The organism is Variovorax sp. BGA-UO-ETr-C22 (assembly GCF_059567965.1).
Window position 1 is genome coordinate 328,482 of record NZ_JCAQPA010000006.1, and the last position, 16,471, is coordinate 344,952.

Below are 16,471 nucleotides of genomic sequence, written 5' to 3' on the forward strand. Positions count from 1 at the left end.
GAGGCTCAGGCGGGGCGGCGCCAGAAGGCGAGGGTGGCGGCCAGCAGCCACATGCCGACGGCGCAGCTGCGGTTGAGCACCTTGAGGCCGCGGCGCGAGAGCCAGCGCACGGCCTGCGTGCCGGCGCCGGCATAGGCCAGCATCACGCAGGTGTCGAGCGCCACGAAGATCGCGCCCAGCACCAGGTACTGCATGCCCTGGGGCTTGGCGGTGTCGATGAACTGGGGCAGGAAGGCGGCGAAGAACAGCACCGTCTTCGGGTTCGACAGCGCCACCATCAGGCTGCGCACGAGGGCGATGCGCCCGTGCGGACGGACCTCGACGGCCGACTTGGCCAGCGCCGTGCCCAGGTCGGTCGCCTCGCTGCGCCACAGCTTGATGCCGAGCCAGACCAGGTAGGCCACGCCCGCGACGCGGATCGCGTTGAAGAGCCATTCCGAGGCCGCGAGCAGCGAGCCCAGCCCGAGCGCCACGACCGCGATCAGCGAGACGCTGCCCAGCGAGGCGCCCGCGATGCCCCAGCTGGCGCGGCGCATGCCGCCGTCGATGCCGTTGGACAGCGCCAGCAGCATGGTCGGGCCAGGGATCACCGCCAGGGCGAGCGAGGCGACGGCGTAGATCAGCAGGGTGTCGAGGGTCATGGCTTGGTGGCGGCCTGGCGTTGTTCGGCGGCGGCGCGGGCGCGTGCCAGGGCAGCTTCGACGATGGAGCGCTTGCGCGTATCGGCGGCTTGCGGTTCGGTGGCAGCGGGCGCGGGTTCGGCTTCGCGTTTCGCCGTGTCGCGATGTTGGGCGTGCAGCTTGTAGCGCTGCAGGGCGGCCTGCGCCTGTGCCTGCGACCACGCCTGCCAGCCGCTGCGGCCGGGTGTTTCGACTTCGAGCGAGATGCAATCGACCGGGCAGACCGGAATGCACAGCTCGCAGCCCGTGCAGTGCGCCTCGATCACCGTGTGCATGCGCTTGTGGATGCCGATGATCGCGTCGGTCGGGCAGGCATCGAGGCACAGCGTGCAGCCGATGCACCAGGCCTCGTCGATGACGGCCATGGCGCGTGGGCCTTCGGTGCCGAACTGCGGATCGAGCGGCAGCACGGGCCGGCCCGTGAGTTGCGCAAGGCGTTCGATGCCTTCGGCGCCGCCCGGCGGGCACTGGTTGATGTCGGCCTCGCCGTCGGCGATGGCCTGCGCGTAGCCTGCGCAATCCGGGTAGCCGCACCGTGTGCACTGCGTCTGAGGCAGTGCGTCGTTGATGCGTGCGGCCAGCCCGTTCACGGTCGGTGAGGCGCGCGGCTCAGCGCGCGGCGCTGGCGCGGGGCTTCTTGGCTGCGGCCGGCTTCTTGGCGGCCGGCGCGGCCTTCACGGCGACGGCCTTCTTGGCGGCGACCGGCGTCTTGCGGGCCGCAGCGGTGGCCACGGCCTTCAGCTTCTGGCCCGGCTTGATGCGGTCTTCGGCCGGCAGCTCTTCGCGGGCACCGGCGCGGCGCTGGGGCTCGTCGCTGGCCGCGATGAAGTTGCGCACCTTCGGGTAGACCAGATCGCGCCAGCGGCGGCCGCTGAAGATGCCGTAGTGGCCCGCGCCCTTGACCTCGTAGTGCTCGCGCTTGGCATCGGCGATGCCGGTGCACAGGCTGTGCGCGGCCTGGGTCTGGCCTGAGCCGGAGATGTCGTCGAGTTCGCCTTCGACGGTGAGCAGGGCGGTGGCGTGGATGTCCTGCGGACGCACGCGCTCCACCTGGCCGGCGGGGCTCTTCACGTCCCAGGTGCCGTTGACCAGGTCGAAGTCCTGGAACACGGTGCGGATGGTCTCCAGGTAGTAGTCCGCGTCCATGTCGAGCACGGCGTTGTACTCGTCGTAGAACTTGCGATGGGCTTCGGCGCTGGCGTCGTCACCCTTGATCAGGTCCTTGAAGTAGTCGTAGTGGCTGCTGGCGTGGCGGTCGGGGTTCATGGCCACGAAGCCTGTGTGCTGCAGGAAGCCCGGGTAGACCTTGCGGCCCGCGCCCGGGAAGCCTTGCGGCACGCGGTAGATCACGTTGTTCTCGAACCACTCGAAGCTCTTGTTGGTCGCGAGGTTGTTCACGGCCGTGGGCGATTTGCGCGCGTCGATCGGGCCGCCCATCATGGTCATCGTGAGGGGCAGCGGCTCGCCGCGGCTGGCCATGAGCGACACGGCCGCCAGCACCGGCACGGTGGGCTGGCACACGCTCACCACGTGGCAGTTGCCGTACTCGGCCTGCAGGCGGCGGATGAACTCCTGCACGTAGTTGATGTAGTCGTCCAGGTGGAACTCGCCGTCCGACAGCGGCACCAGGCGCGCGTTCTTCCAGTCGGTGATGTAGACCTTGTGGTCCTGCAGCATGGTGCGCACGGTGTCGCGCAAGAGCGTGGCGTAGTGGCCCGACAGCGGCGCCACGATCAGCACCACGGGCTGGCTCTTGAGCGTCTTGAGGATGTGCGGTTCGTCGGTGAAGCGCTTGAAGCGGCGCAGTTCGCAGAAGGGCTTGTCGAGCTCGACGGCCTCCTGGATCACGACCTCTTCGCCGTCGACCTTGACGGACTTGATGTTGAACTCGGGCTTCTCGTAGTCCTTGCCCAGCCGGTACAGCAGGTCATAGCCGGCGGCCATGCGCTGTGCCATCGGCAGTTGGCTCCAGACGGCGCCGGGGCCGTAGAGCTTGGAGGCGGCCTGGGCGAAGTCCGAAAAGGGCTCCATCAGGGAACGCTGGGCTTCGTAGAGTTGATAGAGCATCGCGGGTCTTTGAGTGGATGTTGCAGTGCAATATATCAGTGCATTTGCCGCGGCGCAGGGGGCCGAACCCTAGCCCGGAGCGGGCTGGATTCGGCTTCTGTGGCCGAATGTGAACGAATCGTCAAAAAGTCGATTCAGTCACACCCGGTTGTCACCTAGATGACCTTCGCAATCGACGCGCAGACGTAGTCGATGTTCTTGCTGTTGAGCGCGGCGACGCACATGCGGCCGGTGTCGGTGCCGTACACGCCGAACTCGTTGCGCAGGCGAACCATCTGGTCCTTGGTCAGGCCCGAGTAGCTGAACATGCCGATCTGGGTGGTGATGAAGCTCATGTCTTCCTTCACGCCGGCGGCCTTCAGGCCGTCGACCAGCTTCTGGCGCATGGCCTTGATGCGCACGCGCATCTCGCCCAGTTCCTTTTCCCACAGGGCGCGCAGCTCGGGGGTGCCGAGCACTGCGGCCACCACCGCGCCGCCGTGGATCGGCGGGTTGCTGTAGTTGGTGCGGATGGCGATCTTGAGTTGCGACAGCACGCGGCCGGCTTCTTCCTTGTTCTCGCACAGCACCGACAGGGCGCCGACGCGCTCGCCGTACAGGCTGAAGCTCTTGGAGAACGAGGTCGACACGAAGAAGGTCAGGCCGGCGTCGACGAACTTGGCGACGGCCGCGCCGTCTTCCTTGAGGCCGTAGCCGAAGCCCTGGTAGGCCATGTCGAGGAAGGGCACGAGGCCCTTGGCCTTGACGGCCGCAACGACCTGGTCCCACTGCTCGGGGGTGATGTCGTAGCCGGTCGGGTTGTGGCAGCAGGCGTGCAGCACGACGATGGTGCCGGCCGGTGCCGCGTTCAGGGCGGCCAGCATGCCGTCGAAGTTGATGCCGCGCTGGGCGGCGTCGTAGTAGGGGTAGCTCTCGACCGTGAAGCCGGCGTTGGTGAACAGCGCGCGGTGGTTTTCCCAGCTCGGGTCGCTGATCAGCACGGTGGCGTTGGGGTTGAGCTTCTTGAGGAAGTCGGCGCCGACCTTCAGGCCGCCGGTGCCGCCGATGGCCTGGATGGTGGCCACGCGGCCGGAGGTGACGGGTTCGCTGTCGGGGCCGAAGACCAGGCCCTTGACGGCGTTGTCGTAGGCCACGATGCCGTCGATCGGCAGGTAGCCGCGGGCCGAGGGGGCCTTCATCATGTTCTGCTCTGCGGCCTGCACGCACTGGAGCAGGGGCAGCTTGCCGTTGTCGTCGTAATACACGCCGACGCCGAGATTGACCTTGAGGGGGTTGGTGTCGGCTGCAAATTGCTCGTTGAGGCCGAGGATCGGGTCGCGCGGCGCCATTTCGACCGCGGTGAACATAGACATGGAAAGGTCCTTTGGGATGAAAGCTTCGCTGGCAACCGGAGGAGGCTTTATCCTTTCCGGTTGCCTTGAATTTTACCGGCGCCACGCCACCTGTCGGGAACAGCCATGCCAGAGAACACCGAAGCCATAGCAGACCTGAAGAAAGTCGACCCGATCGGGCCGGCGAAACAGGGCGAATTCATCCGCTACCCCGACTCGCCGTTCGAGCTGTTCCAGCCTTATCCGCCGGCAGGCGACCAGCCCACGGCCATCGACGGCCTGGTGGCCGGAGTGCTCGACGGCGAGGTGTACCAGACGCTGCTGGGCGTGACGGGCTCGGGCAAGACTTTCACCATGGCCAACGTGATTGCCCGGCTGGGCCGCCCGGCCATCGTGTTCGCGCCCAACAAGACACTGGCGGCGCAGCTGTACAGCGAATTCCGCGAGTTCTTCCCGAAGAACGCCGTCGAGTACTTCGTGAGCTACTACGACTACTACCAGCCCGAGGCCTACGTGCCGCAGCGCGATCTGTTCATCGAGAAGGACTCCTCGATCAACGAGCACATCGAGCAGATGCGCCTGTCGGCCACCAAGAGTGTGCTGGAGCGGCGCGACACGGTCATCGTGGCCACGGTGAGCGCCATCTACGGCATCGGCACGCCCGAGGACTACATGGAGATGCGGCTGATTGCCCGCGTCGGCGACAAGGTCGGCCAGCGCGACCTGATCTCGCGGCTCATCCGCATGCAGTACACGCGCAACGAGCAGGACTTCGCGCGCGGCACGTTCCGCGTGCGCGGCGACACCATCGACGTGTTTCCGGCCGAGCACAGCGAGCTGGCGATCCGCTTCGAGCTGTTCGACGACGAGATCGAATCTTTGCAGCTGTTCGACCCGCTCACCGGGCGCATCCGCCAGAAGGTGCCGCGCTTCACGGTGTACCCGTCGAGCCACTACGTGACGCCGCGCGACAAGGTGCTGGCGGCCGTCGAAACCATCAAGATCGAGCTGGCCGGCCGGCTCAAGGAACTGACTGGCGCGGGCAAGCTGGTCGAGGCGCAGCGGCTGGAGCAGCGCACGCGCTTCGACCTCGAAATGCTGGCCGAAATCGGCCACTGCAAGGGCATCGAGAACTACACGCGGCACCTCTCGGGCGCGCAGCCCGGCGACCCGCCGCCCACGCTCACCGACTACATGCCGAAGGACGCGCTGATGTTCCTCGACGAGAGCCATCAGATGGTCGGCCAGCTCAGCGCCATGTACAACGGCGACCGGGCGCGCAAGGTCACGCTGGTCGAGTACGGTTTTCGGCTGCCGAGCGCGCTGGACAACCGGCCGCTCAAGCTCGAGGAGTTCGAGCAGCGGGTGCGCCAGTGCATCTTCGTGTCGGCCACGCCCGCGCAGTACGAGAAGGACCATGCCGGCAACGTCGTCGAGCAGCTGGTGCGGCCCACCGGGCTGATCGACCCCGAGGTCGAGGTGCGTCCCGCCACGCACCAGGTGGACGACGTGCTGGGCGAGATCCGCATCCGTGTCGAGAAGAACGAACGCGTGCTGATCACCACGCTGACCAAGCGCATGGCCGAGCAGCTCACCGACTACCTGAGCGACAACGGCGTGAAGGTGCGCTATCTGCACAGCGACGTCGACACGGTCGAGCGGGTGGAAATCCTGCGCGACCTGCGCCTGGGCTCGTTCGATGTGCTGGTGGGCATCAACCTGCTGCGCGAGGGGCTGGACATTCCCGAGGTGTCGCTGGTGGCGATCCTCGATGCCGACAAGGAAGGCTTCCTGCGCGCGGAGCGCTCGCTGATCCAGACCATCGGCCGCGCGGCGCGCAACCTGAACGGCAAGGCCATTCTTTATGCCGACCGGATGACCGAGTCGATGAAGAAGGCCATGGGCGAGACCGAGCGCCGCCGCAACCGGCAGATCGCCCACAACGAGGCGAACGGCATCACGCCGCGCAGCATCGTGAAGCAGGTGCGCGACCTGATCGACGGCGTCTACAGCGAGAAGACGGGCAAGGAAATGGCCAAGCTCGACCTGGAACGCGCCAAGGTCGAGGACATGAGCGAGAAGGACATCGCCCGGGAGATCAAGCGGCTCGAGAAGCAGATGCTGGAGCACGCCCGCAACCTCGAGTTCGAAAAAGCGGCCCGGGTGCGCGACCAGCTGGCGCTGCTGCGCGAGCAGGCGTTCGGGGCGTCGGGCGGCGACAACATCGCCGGTTTGGCGTCCTGATTTCAGCTAGGTCATAAGTTCGCTTTCTTCAAGCGAACCGCGCTGGGGTTTACCCGAGCAGATCTCAGGGGCTTCTGCTATACTTGACCGAAATACTCAACAACAAAGAACTTCGCGATGAAGGACCGACTCCTACCGGCTGGTTCACCAGCGTCGGGGTCGGGCAGGGCGGAGACGAAGTCACCGCGGCCCAAGGCTGTGGTGTCATTTCAACGGTAAGCACTTGAAGGAGCTTGCGATGCGTCTCACTACCAAAGGCCGTTTTGCGGTCACAGCAATGATCGATCTGGCGTTGCGTCAGAACACCGGTCCGGTCACGCTGGCTGCGATCAGCCAGCGGCAGCAGATTTCGTTGTCGTACCTCGAACAGCTGTTCGGCAAATTGCGCCGCCACGAGCTGGTCGAGTCGACCCGCGGCCCCGGCGGCGGCTACAGCCTCGGACGCAAGGCGGCGGACATCACGGTCGCCGACATCATCGTGTCCGTCGACGAGCCGATCGATGCCACGCAGTGCGGCGGCAAGGAAAACTGCCTCGGTGAGCAGGGTCGCTGCATGACGCACGAACTCTGGGCCTCGCTGAACCAGCGCATGGTCGAGTTCCTCGACTCCGTCACGCTGCAGAAGCTGGTCGACGACCAGATCGCCAAGGGCGTGCAGATCGAGAACAAGCCGGTCGTCAAGCGCGCCATCTCGGCCCAGCCGGTGGTCAAGCCCATCCGCGTGAATGCGCCGAATTCGGTCTTCGCCCTCGGCAACGTCTTCGCGAAGTCCTGACCCCGATGAGTCCGGCGATGCCTGCGGGCATCGCCCTGAGTTTGCCCTGATCCCAGAACACAACCCCCCACGCCAGCCCGAGCCAGCCATGGACGTCACTCCTCATTTCCCGATCTATCTCGATTACGGCGCCACCACGCCGGTCGACCCGCGTGTGGTCGACGCCATGATTCCCTGGTTGCGCGAACATTTCGGCAACCCGGCATCGCGCAGCCACGCCTGGGGCTGGGAAGCCGAAGAAGCGGTCGAGAAGGCGCGCGGCCAGGTGGCCGACCTGATCAACGCCGACCCGCGTGAGATCGTCTGGTCGTCGGGCGCCACCGAGTCGATCAACCTGGCGCTCAAGGGCGCGGCCCACTTCTACAAGGGCAAGGGCAAGCACCTGATCACCCTGAAGACCGAGCACAAAGCCGTGCTCGACACCATGCGCGAACTTGAGCGCCAGGGCTTCGAAGTGACCTACCTCGACGTCGAGGAAAACGGCCTCGTCGATCTCGAGAAGTTCAAGGCGGCCATCCGTCCCGACACCATCCTGGCCAGCGTGCTCTTCGTGAACAACGAAATCGGCGTGATCCAGGACGTGGTCGCGCTGGGCAATGCCTGCCGCGAAAAGGGCGTGATCTTCCACGTCGACTCGGCCCAGGCCACCGGCAAGATCGACATCGACATCACGAAGCTGCCCATCGACCTGATGAGCCTGGCTTCGCACAAGACCTACGGCCCCAAGGGCATCGGCGCGCTGTACGTGCGCCGCAAGCCGCGCATCCGCCTCGAAGCGCAGATGCACGGCGGTGGCCACGAGCGCGGCATGCGCTCGGGCACGCTGCCCACGCACCAGATCGTCGGCATGGGCGAGGCCTACCGCATCGCCAAGCTCGAGATGAAGGACGACATCGCCCATGCGGCCCGCCTGCAGAAGCGCCTGCTCGATGGCCTGAAGGATGTCGAGCAGGTCTTCATCAACGGCGACCTCGAGCGCCGCGTGCCGCACAACCTGAACATGAGCTTCAACTACGTCGAAGGCGAGTCGCTGATCATGGGCATCAAGGGCCTGGCGGTGTCGTCGGGTTCGGCCTGCACCTCGGCCAGCCTGGAGCCCAGCTATGTGCTGCGCGCCCTGGGCCGCAGCGACGAGTTGGCCCACAGCAGCCTGCGCATGACCATCGGCCGCTTCACGACCGAAGAAGAAATCGACTACGCCATCTCGACCATCAAGCACAACGTCGCCAAGCTGCGCGAGCTGAGCCCCCTGTGGGAGATGTTCCAGGACGGCGTCGACATCAGCACGATCCAGTGGTCGGCCCACTGACCCAGGCCAGCCCAAGGCTCCACGATTGAACAAAGTTTGAGAGGTACACCATGGCATATTCTTCCAAGGTCATCGACCACTACGAAAATCCCCGCAACGTCGGCTCCTTCGAAAAGGGCGACGACTCGGTAGGCACCGGCATGGTCGGCGCACCGGCTTGCGGCGACGTGATGAAGCTGCAGATCAAGGTCAACCCCGAAACCGGCGTGATCGAAGACGCGCGCTTCAAGACCTACGGCTGCGGCTCGGCCATCGCTTCCTCGTCGCTCGTGACCGAATGGGTCAAGGGCAAGACGCTCGACGAAGCGGCGGCCCTCAAGAACGCGCAAATTGCCGAAGAACTGGCGCTGCCGCCGGTCAAGATCCACTGCTCGATCCTCGCGGAAGACGCCATCAAGGCGGCCGTGAGCGACTACAAGGCCAAGCACGGCGCCAAGACCCCCGAGTCGACCGCCGAAGCTGCTGTTCACTGAGATGGCCGTCACGCTGACCGAAGCCGCTGCGCGCCACGTCACCCGCTACCTCGGCAAACGAGGCAAGGGCGTGGGCGTGCGGCTGGGCGTGAAGACCACCGGCTGCTCGGGCCTGGCCTACAAGCTCGAGTACGTCGACGAGTTCACGCCTGAAGACGTGGTGTTCGAAGACCACGGCGTGAAGGTGCTGGTCGACCCGAAGAGCCTGGCCTACATCGACGGCACGCAGCTCGACTTCGTGCGCGAAGGCCTGAACGAGGGCTTCAAGTTCATCAACCCGAACGAACGTGATCGCTGCGGCTGCGGCGAAAGTTTTCGCATCTGATGCGTCGTCGCTGACCGCGACCACAGCCGCCACCATGTCATGTGCTGGCGGTTTTTTCTTGCCATGAATCTGAACGACACCGACTTCCAACTGTTCGCCGTCCCGGCGACCTTCGCGCAGGACCGCGCCGTGCTCGACGCGCGCTGGAAGGAGCTGCAGCGCGAGGCGCACCCGGACCGCTTTGCCGCGCAGGGCGCCGCCGCGCAGCGCGTGGCCATGCAGTGGTCGGTGCGCATCAACGAGGCCTACCAGCGGCTCAAGGACCCGATCCGTCGCGCGAGCTATATCTGTGAACTCAACGGCGCGCCGCTGAATGCGGAGAACAACACGGCGATGCCGGGTGCCTTTCTGATGCAGCAGATGGAATGGCGCGAAGCGCTCGACGACGCCCGCGACATCGCCGCCGTCGAGGTGCTGCAGGAGGACGTCGAAACCACGCGCGCCCGCGCACTCTCGTCACTCGACTGGCTGATCGACGAGAAGGGCGACTACCCCGGTGCCGTTCAGCAAGTGAGAGCCCTCATGTTCATTGAGCGCTTCGGCGAGGACGTCGAGAAAAAATTCGATCAGTTGGGACAATAAGCCCTTATGGCTCTTCTTCAGATTTCCGAACCCGGCCAGGCGCCCGACCCGCACCAGCGCCGCATTGCCGTGGGCATCGACCTGGGCACCACGCATTCCCTGGTGGCCTCGGTGCGCAACGGCGTGGCCGAGTGCCTGCCCGACGACCAGGGCCGCGTGCTGCTGCCCTCGGCCGTGCGCTACCTCGACGGCGACCGCCGCCAGATCGGCTTCGACGCCGTGGCCGCGCGCGCCCAGGACCCCGCCAACACCATCACCTCGGTCAAGCGGCTCATGGGCCGCGGCCTGGCCGACATCGCGAACCGCGACGCCATGTCGTACCGCATCGGCGGTGACGACGGCGGCATGGTCAAGGTGCAGACCTCGGCCGGCGAGAAGTCGCCCGTCGAGATCAGCGCCGAGATCCTGGCCACGCTGCGCTACCGCGCCGAAGACACCTTCGACGACGAGCTCTACGGCGCCGTCATCACCGTGCCGGCCTACTTCGACGAAGGCCAGCGCCAGGCGACCAAGGACGCGGCGCAGCTCGCGGGCCTGAACGTGCTGCGCCTGATCAGCGAGCCGACCGCCGCCGCCATTGCCTACGGCCTGGACAACGCGAGCGAAGGCGTCTACGCGGTCTACGACCTGGGCGGCGGTACCTTCGACATCTCGATCCTGCGGCTCACGCAGGGCGTGTTCGAAGTGATCGCCACGGGCGGCGACTCGGCCCTGGGCGGCGACGACTACGACCATGCCATCGCCGACTTCGTACTCGCGCAGACCGGCCGCCAGGCCGGCAGCGACAACGACCGCGCCGCGCTGCTCGTGGCCGCGCGCGCCGCGAAAGAAGCACTGACCGATGCCGAGTCGACCCTCTTCAGCGCCGCGCTGGCGGGCGGCCATGCCGAGTTCACGCTGACGCGCGCGCAGTTCTTCGCCGCCACGCAGGCGCTCACCGACCGCACCCTCGCGGCCGTGCGCAAGGCACTGCGCGACGCGAAGCTCAAGCCCGAAGCGTTGCAGGGCATCGTGCTCGTCGGCGGCTCCACGCGCATGCCGCAGATCCGCAGCGCGGTGGCCGCCTATTTCGGCCGCGAGCCGCTGATCAACCTGAACCCCGACGAGGTCGTGGCGCTTGGCGCCGCGATCCAGGCCAACCAGCTGGCCGGCAACAACGGCGCGGGCGAACTGCTGCTGCTTGACGTGATCCCGCTGTCGCTCGGCATCGAGACCATGGGCGGCCTGGTCGAGCGCATCGTGCCGCGCAACCAGACCATCCCCACCGCGATGGCCCAGGACTTCACGACCTACCAGGACGGCCAGACCGCGTTGGCGCTGCACGTGGTGCAGGGCGAGCGCGACCTCGTGTCCGACTGCCGCAGCCTCGCGCGCTTCACGCTGCGCGGTATCCCGCCGATGGCGGCCGGCGCGGCGCGCATCCGCGTGACCTTCACCGTCGACGCCGACGGCCTGCTGAGCGTGAGCGCCAAGGAGCAGGGCAGCGGCGTCGAGGCCAGCGTGGCGGTCAAGCCGTCGTACGGCCTGTCGGACGACCAGATCGCGACCATGCTGCAGGAAAGCTTCTCCACCGCCCAGCAGGACATGCAGGCCCGCGCGCTGGTGGAATCGCGCGTCGATGCAGACCGCATGCTGCTGGCCACGCAGAGCGCGCTCGATGCCGACGGCGACCTGCTGAGCGCTGAAGAGCGCGCCGCCATCGACGCCTCGATGGCACGGCTGCGCGATGTTGCCAAGAGCAGCAACGAAGCCGCCGTGATCGAAGCCGCCACGAAGGTACTGGCCAACGACACCGAAGCCTTCGCGGCCCAGCGCATGAACGCGGGCATTGCACGCGCGCTCGCCGGCCGCAAGGTCGAATCCCTGTAGACAGAACCATTTCATGCCCACGATCAAGATCTACCCGCATCCCGAGTACTGCCCGCAAGGCGCCGAGATCACCGCGCCCGCCGGCACCTCGATCTGCGAGGCGCTGCTCGACCACGACATCAACATCGAGCACGCCTGCGAGATGAGCTGCGCCTGCACCACCTGCCACGTGATCGTGCGCGCGGGCTTCGACTCGCTGAACGAGGCGGAAGAGGGCGAAGAAGATTTGCTCGACCGCGCCTGGGGCCTGGAGCCGCAATCGCGCCTGAGTTGCCAGTCGATCCTGGCGCAGGAGAATGTGACGATCGAGATTCCGAAGTACTCGATCAACCACGCCAAGGAAAACCACTGATGAGCGCAGCGCCGGGCCGCCCCAAGCAAGCTCGCACCCCCTCGGGGGGCGGCGAGGACACGAAGTGCCGAGACAGGGGGCACGCATGAGTCGCCAGATCGTTCTCGATACGGAAACCACCGGCCTGTCTGCGGAGAACGGCGACCGCATCATCGAGCTGGGCTGCGTGGAGCTGTTCGCGCGCAAGCTCACCGGCAACGACCTGCACATCTACTTCAACCCGGAGCGCGAGAGCCACGAGGACGCGCTCAAGGTCCACGGCCTGACCACCGACTTCCTGCGCGACAAGCCGAAGTTCGCCACGCTGGGCAAGGACATCATCGAGTACCTGCGCGATGCCGAGCTGATCATTCACAACGCGGCCTTCGACGTCGGCTTCCTGAACAAGGAATTCGAGCGCGCCGGCCTGCCGCCGCTCAAGACCTTCGTGAGCGAAGTGACCGACACGCTGGCCATGGCCAAGCTGGTCTACCCGGGCAAGCGCAATTCGCTCGACGCGCTGTGCGACCGCTTCGGTGTCGACCGCTCGAACCGCACCTTCCACGGCGCCAAGCTTGACGCGCAGCTGCTGGCCGACGTCTACATCAACCTCACGCGCGGGCAGGATGCCCTGCTGATCGACGTGGCCTCGAACGAACCCGCGCAGGGCACCACGATCGTGGCCATCGACCTGAGCCAGTTCGAGCTGCCGGTGATCGCGGCGGCCGAGCACGAACTCAGCGCGCACGAGGCCGTGTTGTCGCAACTCGACAAATCCAGCGGTGGAAAAACTTTATTTCGCCAAAACGGCTGAAAAGCTATGGCATAATCTGAGGCTTCGCACAACGCGATACGTGTTCAAGACACTGAACTCAAAAGCAGTGTCTCAGGGCGGTTAGCTCAGGGGTAGAGCACAGCATTCACACTGCTGGGGTCGGAGGTTCGAAGCCTCCACCGCCCACCATTTCAGACCTACGACAGACGGCACCATCAGGTGCCGTTTTCGTTTCAGGCGGCACCTTCGGGTGCCGTTTTTGTTGGTCCCGCGCAAATCCCGATGCCATTCAGGACGGGTCTGCCGCGCTCAGAAGGAGCGGCCTTCGCGGTTGCGCCGCAGGTCGGCCTCCACCATCATCGCGCACAGCTCCTCCAGCGTCGTCCGGGGCTCCCAGCCCAGCGTCTTCCTGGCATGCGACGCATCGCCGATGAGCAGTTCCACTTCCGCCGGCCGATAGAACTTCGGATCGATCTTCACCAGAACCTTGCCGCTCTCGCGGTCGATGGCGACCTCTTCCTGCGCCGACCCTTCGAACCGGAGTTCGTAGCCCGCGGCCCTGAACGCCATGTCGACGAAATCCCGCACGGTTTCCGTGCGGTTGGTGGCGAGCACGTAGTTGTCCGGCTTGTCGGCCTGCAGCATGCGCCACATGCCATCGACGTATTCCTTCGCATAGCCCCAGTCGCGCTTGGCATCCATGTTGCCCAGCGTGAGCACATCGAGCTTGCCGAGCCTGATCTTGGCCGCCGCGTCGGTGACCTTGCGCGTCACGAATTCGCGGCCGCGCAACGGGCTCTCGTGGTTGAAGAGGATGCCGCAGCAAGCGAAGAGCCCGTAGCTCTCGCGGTAGTTCATGGTCATCCAGTGGGCGAAAAGTTTGGAAACGCCGTACGGGCTGCGGGGATAGAAGGGCGTGTCTTCCTTCTGCGGAATGGCCTGGACGTTGCCGAACATCTCCGACGTCGAGGCCTGGTAGTACCGGATCCCGCGGTCCGTCAGGCGGATCGCGTCGAGCAGGTGGAGGGTGCCCAGCCCGTTGATGTTCGTGGTGGCTTCGGGCTGGTTGAAACTCGCGCCCACGTAGCTCTGCGCCGCCAGGTTGTAGACCTCGTCGGGCTGCGAGTCCCTGATGAGCGTGATCGAACTGCCCAGGTCCGTCAGGTCGTACTCCACCAGATGAAGCTCCGGATGGTCCTGGATGCCGAGCGACTCGATGCGCCAGAAGTTCACCGAACTGGTTCGGCGGAAGGTTCCGTAGACGGTGTAGCCCTTGCCCAGCAGCAGCTCGGCCAGGTACGCCCCGTCCTGTCCGGTAATGCCAGTGACGACAGCACGTTTTTTCATGGCTTCAATGAGGTGAGAGGAAGGGAAGGGACGGGTCAGGCCGGCGCATCGACGCCGCGTTCGGCCGTGGGCTGCAGGGCCGCTTGCAACGCGAGTGCCTCGCGCTTCTCGGCCGCGGGGCAGCGGCCGTAGGTGTCGTCGAAGCGCACGATGTCGTCTTCGCCGAGGTAGCTGCCGGTCTGCACCTCGATCACTTCCAGCATCGTCTTGCCGGGGTTCTCCAGCCGGTGGATGGTGCCCGAGGGCAGGTAGATCGACTCGTTCTCCCGCACCAGCAGCACTTCGCCGCCGCGCGTGGCCTTGGCCGTGCCCTTGACGACGATCCAGTGTTCGGCGCGGTGGTGGTGCATCTGCAGCGACAGCTTGCCGCCGGGCTTGACGGTCAGGTGCTTCACCTGGAAGCGCTCGCCCGTATCGATGCTGTCGTAGGCGCCCCAGGGCCGCACCACGCGGCGATGCTCGGTGGCCTCGACCGTGCCCTCGCGCGCCAGCATGCGCACCACCTCGGCCACCTGTTCGGCGCAGTCCGCGCCCGCGACCAGCACCGCGTCCGGCGTGTCCACGATGATCAGGTCCTCGGTGCCGAGCGCTACCACGGGCCGGTGCGGCGCATGGACGAAGGTGTTGCGCGAATTCAGCACGCTGCCCGCGCCGCTCACGCGGTTGCCCGCCTCGTCGGCCGGGTGCAGCTGGGCCACCGCGTTCCAGCTGCCCACGTCGCTCCAGGCGCCCTCGAAGCGCACCACCGCGACGTCGGCGTGCTTTTCGAGCACCGCGTAATCGATGCTGTCGCTGCGGCAGCCTTCGAAGGCCTCGCGGTCCAGCCGCACGAAGCTGCCGTCGACCGACACCGCGGCGGTCGCGCGTTCGCAGGTGGCGAGGATGTCGGGCGCATGCGTGCGCAGGGCCGCGACCAGCGTGCGCGCCTGGACCAGGAAGATGCCCGCGTTCCAGCAGTAGTTGCCCTGCAGGATCAGCGCCGCGGCCACCGCCGCCGTCGGCTTCTCGACGAAGCGCGCCACCGCGTGGCTGCGGCCATGGCCCGTGGCCCCGGCCGCCTCGATGTACCCGTAGGCCGTGCTCGGAAAGCTGGGCGCGATGCCGAAGGTGACGATCTTGCCCGCCAGGGCTGCGTCGACGCCGCTGCGCATCGTGGCTTCGAACAGCGCCACGTCGGGAATGTGGTGATCCGCGGGCGCAAAGAGCAGCAGGTCGTCGGGCTCGGCCAGCAGCGCTGCCGCGGCCATCGCGGCGGCCGTGTTGCGGGGCACGGGCTCGAGGATCTGGCGGCCCTGCGCGTGCGCGTTCTCGATCGCCTCGCGCACCAGGAAGCGATGCTCCTCCGACGCGACGCAGGTGATCGTCCGGTTCAGCGTGGCGAGCCGTTCGAGCGTGAGGTGCAGCAGGCTCTTGTTGCCCACGATCGGTGCGAACTGCTTGGGAAAGGCCTTGCGCGACAGCGGCCATAACCGCGTGCCGCTGCCGCCGCACAGGACCACGGGATGAATGGTGGGGGTGTTCATGGTGACCAGCCTTTGTGTGTGCAGTGGGTGATGAACCGGATCGCTTCGAGGGCGTGCCGCTCAGATCAGGCCCGTGTGAACGGCGAGGTTCACCGCCTGGGCGCGCGAATGCACATGCAGCTTCTTGTAGATGCTCTTGATGTGCACGTTGACCGTCTGGCCCGTGATGCCGAGCTTGGCGCCGATCTCCGCCGAGACGTAGCCCGACGCCACGTGGCGAAGGACCTGGCTCTCGCGCGGTGTCAGCGTCGTGTCGCGCGGCGGCGATGCGTCGTCGGCGGGCTGCGGCTCGCGGGGCTGGTGGTTCAGGCGGTGCAGCAGGCGCCGCGCGAGCCGCGGCGTGATGACGGCGCCGCCGTTCACCACGTGCAGCACCGCATCGGCAAAGCTCTGCAGCCAGGCGTTCTTCAGCAGGTAGCCCGTGGCGCCCAGTTCGAAGGCGCGCAGCACGTGGGCATCGTCCTCGAGCGCGGAGATCACGATGATCTCGCCGTTGCCATGGTGGCGGCGCGCCTCGGCGATCAGCTCGAAGCCCATGCCGTCGCTGAGCCGCAGGTCGACCATCAGCACGTCGAACGCATGCGTGGCCAAGAGCTTGCGCCCCTCGCGGATGCTGTCGGCCTGGCCTTCGAGCTGGATGCGCAGGTCCGACAGCAACTCCTGGGCGATCACCCGGCGCATGTACTCGTCGTCGTCGATGAGCAGCACGCGCACCGGCGATTTTTCCTGGCCCGTCATGAAGTCCGGCCACAGCCTCGCGGCGGGCGCGCACACGGGGGCGGACGGGCCCGGGCGGCGCGGCGCCATCACGGCGGGGGTGGGGTCGCCAGAGGGTGTGAG

Annotated in this window: 16 protein-coding genes and 1 tRNA gene; 10 read left to right on the forward strand and 7 right to left on the reverse strand. The window is 66.5% G+C overall.

The window, feature by feature from the left end:
* Nucleotides 1–5: 5 nt before the first annotated feature.
* The 4 genes from AC57B8_RS03125 to AC57B8_RS03140 all read right to left on the reverse strand — a co-directional run bounded on the left by AC57B8_RS03125 (nucleotide 6) and on the right by AC57B8_RS03140 (nucleotide 4,099).
* Nucleotides 6–641, reverse strand: coding sequence for a LysE family translocator (locus AC57B8_RS03125; protein ID WP_095947175.1), 636 nt, complete (start codon nucleotides 639–641; stop codon nucleotides 6–8).
* A complete protein-coding gene (locus AC57B8_RS03130) occupies nucleotides 638–1,270 on the reverse strand; it encodes an RnfABCDGE type electron transport complex subunit B (RefSeq protein ID WP_496478625.1) in 633 nt (210 codons plus the stop codon). The genes AC57B8_RS03125 and AC57B8_RS03130 overlap by 4 nt, the downstream gene beginning before the upstream one ends.
* Nucleotides 1,271–1,289: 19 nt before the next feature.
* Entirely contained in the window at nucleotides 1,290–2,747 is a 1,458-nt protein-coding gene (locus AC57B8_RS03135; RefSeq protein WP_139704962.1) for a polyhydroxyalkanoate depolymerase, read from the reverse strand.
* A gap of 155 nt (nucleotides 2,748–2,902) precedes the next feature.
* Entirely contained in the window at nucleotides 2,903–4,099 is a 1,197-nt protein-coding gene (locus AC57B8_RS03140) for an amino acid aminotransferase (protein WP_390343342.1), read from the reverse strand.
* 105 nt (nucleotides 4,100–4,204) lie between these two features.
* On the opposite strand from AC57B8_RS03140, the gene uvrB reads away from it, so the two are divergent.
* The 10 genes from uvrB to AC57B8_RS03190 all read left to right on the forward strand — a co-directional run bounded on the left by uvrB (nucleotide 4,205) and on the right by AC57B8_RS03190 (nucleotide 12,950).
* Nucleotides 4,205–6,322 carry an excinuclease ABC subunit UvrB gene (gene uvrB, locus AC57B8_RS03145; protein WP_496478626.1) on the forward strand — a complete coding sequence of 706 codons (2,118 nt, stop codon included), beginning with the start codon at nucleotides 4,205–4,207 and terminating at the stop codon, nucleotides 6,320–6,322.
* 238 nt (nucleotides 6,323–6,560) lie between these two features.
* Nucleotides 6,561–7,097: a Fe-S cluster assembly transcriptional regulator IscR gene (gene iscR, locus AC57B8_RS03150; RefSeq protein WP_056580055.1), complete on the forward strand. Its 537-nt coding sequence runs from the start codon at nucleotides 6,561–6,563 to the stop codon at nucleotides 7,095–7,097.
* A gap of 88 nt (nucleotides 7,098–7,185) precedes the next feature.
* Nucleotides 7,186–8,406, forward strand: coding sequence for an IscS subfamily cysteine desulfurase (locus AC57B8_RS03155; protein ID WP_062473230.1), 1,221 nt, complete (start codon nucleotides 7,186–7,188; stop codon nucleotides 8,404–8,406).
* 50 nt (nucleotides 8,407–8,456) lie between these two features.
* The gene (gene iscU, locus AC57B8_RS03160; protein WP_062473231.1) at nucleotides 8,457–8,879 is read left to right on the forward strand and encodes a Fe-S cluster assembly scaffold IscU; all 423 of its coding nucleotides are present in this window, start codon (nucleotides 8,457–8,459) and stop codon (nucleotides 8,877–8,879) included.
* Nucleotide 8,880: 1 nt separating this feature from the next.
* On the forward strand, nucleotides 8,881–9,204 hold the full coding sequence (iscA, locus tag AC57B8_RS03165) for an iron-sulfur cluster assembly protein IscA (RefSeq protein WP_007828190.1): 324 nt from the start codon (nucleotides 8,881–8,883) through the stop codon (nucleotides 9,202–9,204).
* A gap of 63 nt (nucleotides 9,205–9,267) precedes the next feature.
* Nucleotides 9,268–9,786, forward strand: a complete 519-nt coding sequence (gene hscB, locus AC57B8_RS03170; protein ID WP_070061053.1) for a Fe-S protein assembly co-chaperone HscB — start codon at nucleotides 9,268–9,270, stop codon at nucleotides 9,784–9,786.
* 6 nt (nucleotides 9,787–9,792) lie between these two features.
* Nucleotides 9,793–11,655 (forward strand): Fe-S protein assembly chaperone HscA, encoded by a 1,863-nt coding sequence (hscA, locus tag AC57B8_RS03175; RefSeq protein WP_496478627.1) that lies wholly within the window; start codon nucleotides 9,793–9,795, stop codon nucleotides 11,653–11,655.
* 13 nt (nucleotides 11,656–11,668) lie between these two features.
* A complete protein-coding gene (gene fdx, locus AC57B8_RS03180; RefSeq protein WP_070061051.1) occupies nucleotides 11,669–12,007 on the forward strand; it encodes an ISC system 2Fe-2S type ferredoxin in 339 nt (112 codons plus the stop codon).
* An 85-nt stretch (nucleotides 12,008–12,092) separates the two neighbouring features.
* Nucleotides 12,093–12,800 (forward strand): DNA polymerase III subunit epsilon, encoded by a 708-nt coding sequence (gene dnaQ / locus AC57B8_RS03185; RefSeq protein WP_495259842.1) that lies wholly within the window; start codon nucleotides 12,093–12,095, stop codon nucleotides 12,798–12,800.
* A 75-nt stretch (nucleotides 12,801–12,875) separates the two neighbouring features.
* Nucleotides 12,876–12,950, forward strand: a tRNA-Val gene (locus tag AC57B8_RS03190).
* Nucleotides 12,951–13,070: 120 nt separating this feature from the next.
* Here the strand turns inward: AC57B8_RS03190 and gmd are convergent.
* From gmd to AC57B8_RS03205, 3 genes are read right to left on the reverse strand one after another with little or no spacing between them, the layout of a single operon-like run.
* On the reverse strand, nucleotides 13,071–14,108 hold the full coding sequence (gene gmd, locus AC57B8_RS03195) for a GDP-mannose 4,6-dehydratase (RefSeq protein ID WP_496478628.1): 1,038 nt from the start codon (nucleotides 14,106–14,108) through the stop codon (nucleotides 13,071–13,073).
* Nucleotides 14,109–14,143: 35 nt separating this feature from the next.
* Nucleotides 14,144–15,631 carry a mannose-1-phosphate guanylyltransferase/mannose-6-phosphate isomerase gene (locus AC57B8_RS03200; protein ID WP_496478629.1) on the reverse strand — a complete coding sequence of 496 codons (1,488 nt, stop codon included), beginning with the start codon at nucleotides 15,629–15,631 and terminating at the stop codon, nucleotides 14,144–14,146.
* Between the two features lie 60 nt (nucleotides 15,632–15,691).
* On the reverse strand, nucleotides 15,692–16,438 hold the full coding sequence (locus AC57B8_RS03205; protein WP_070061303.1) for a LuxR C-terminal-related transcriptional regulator: 747 nt from the start codon (nucleotides 16,436–16,438) through the stop codon (nucleotides 15,692–15,694).
* Nucleotides 16,439–16,471 lie beyond the last annotated feature (33 nt).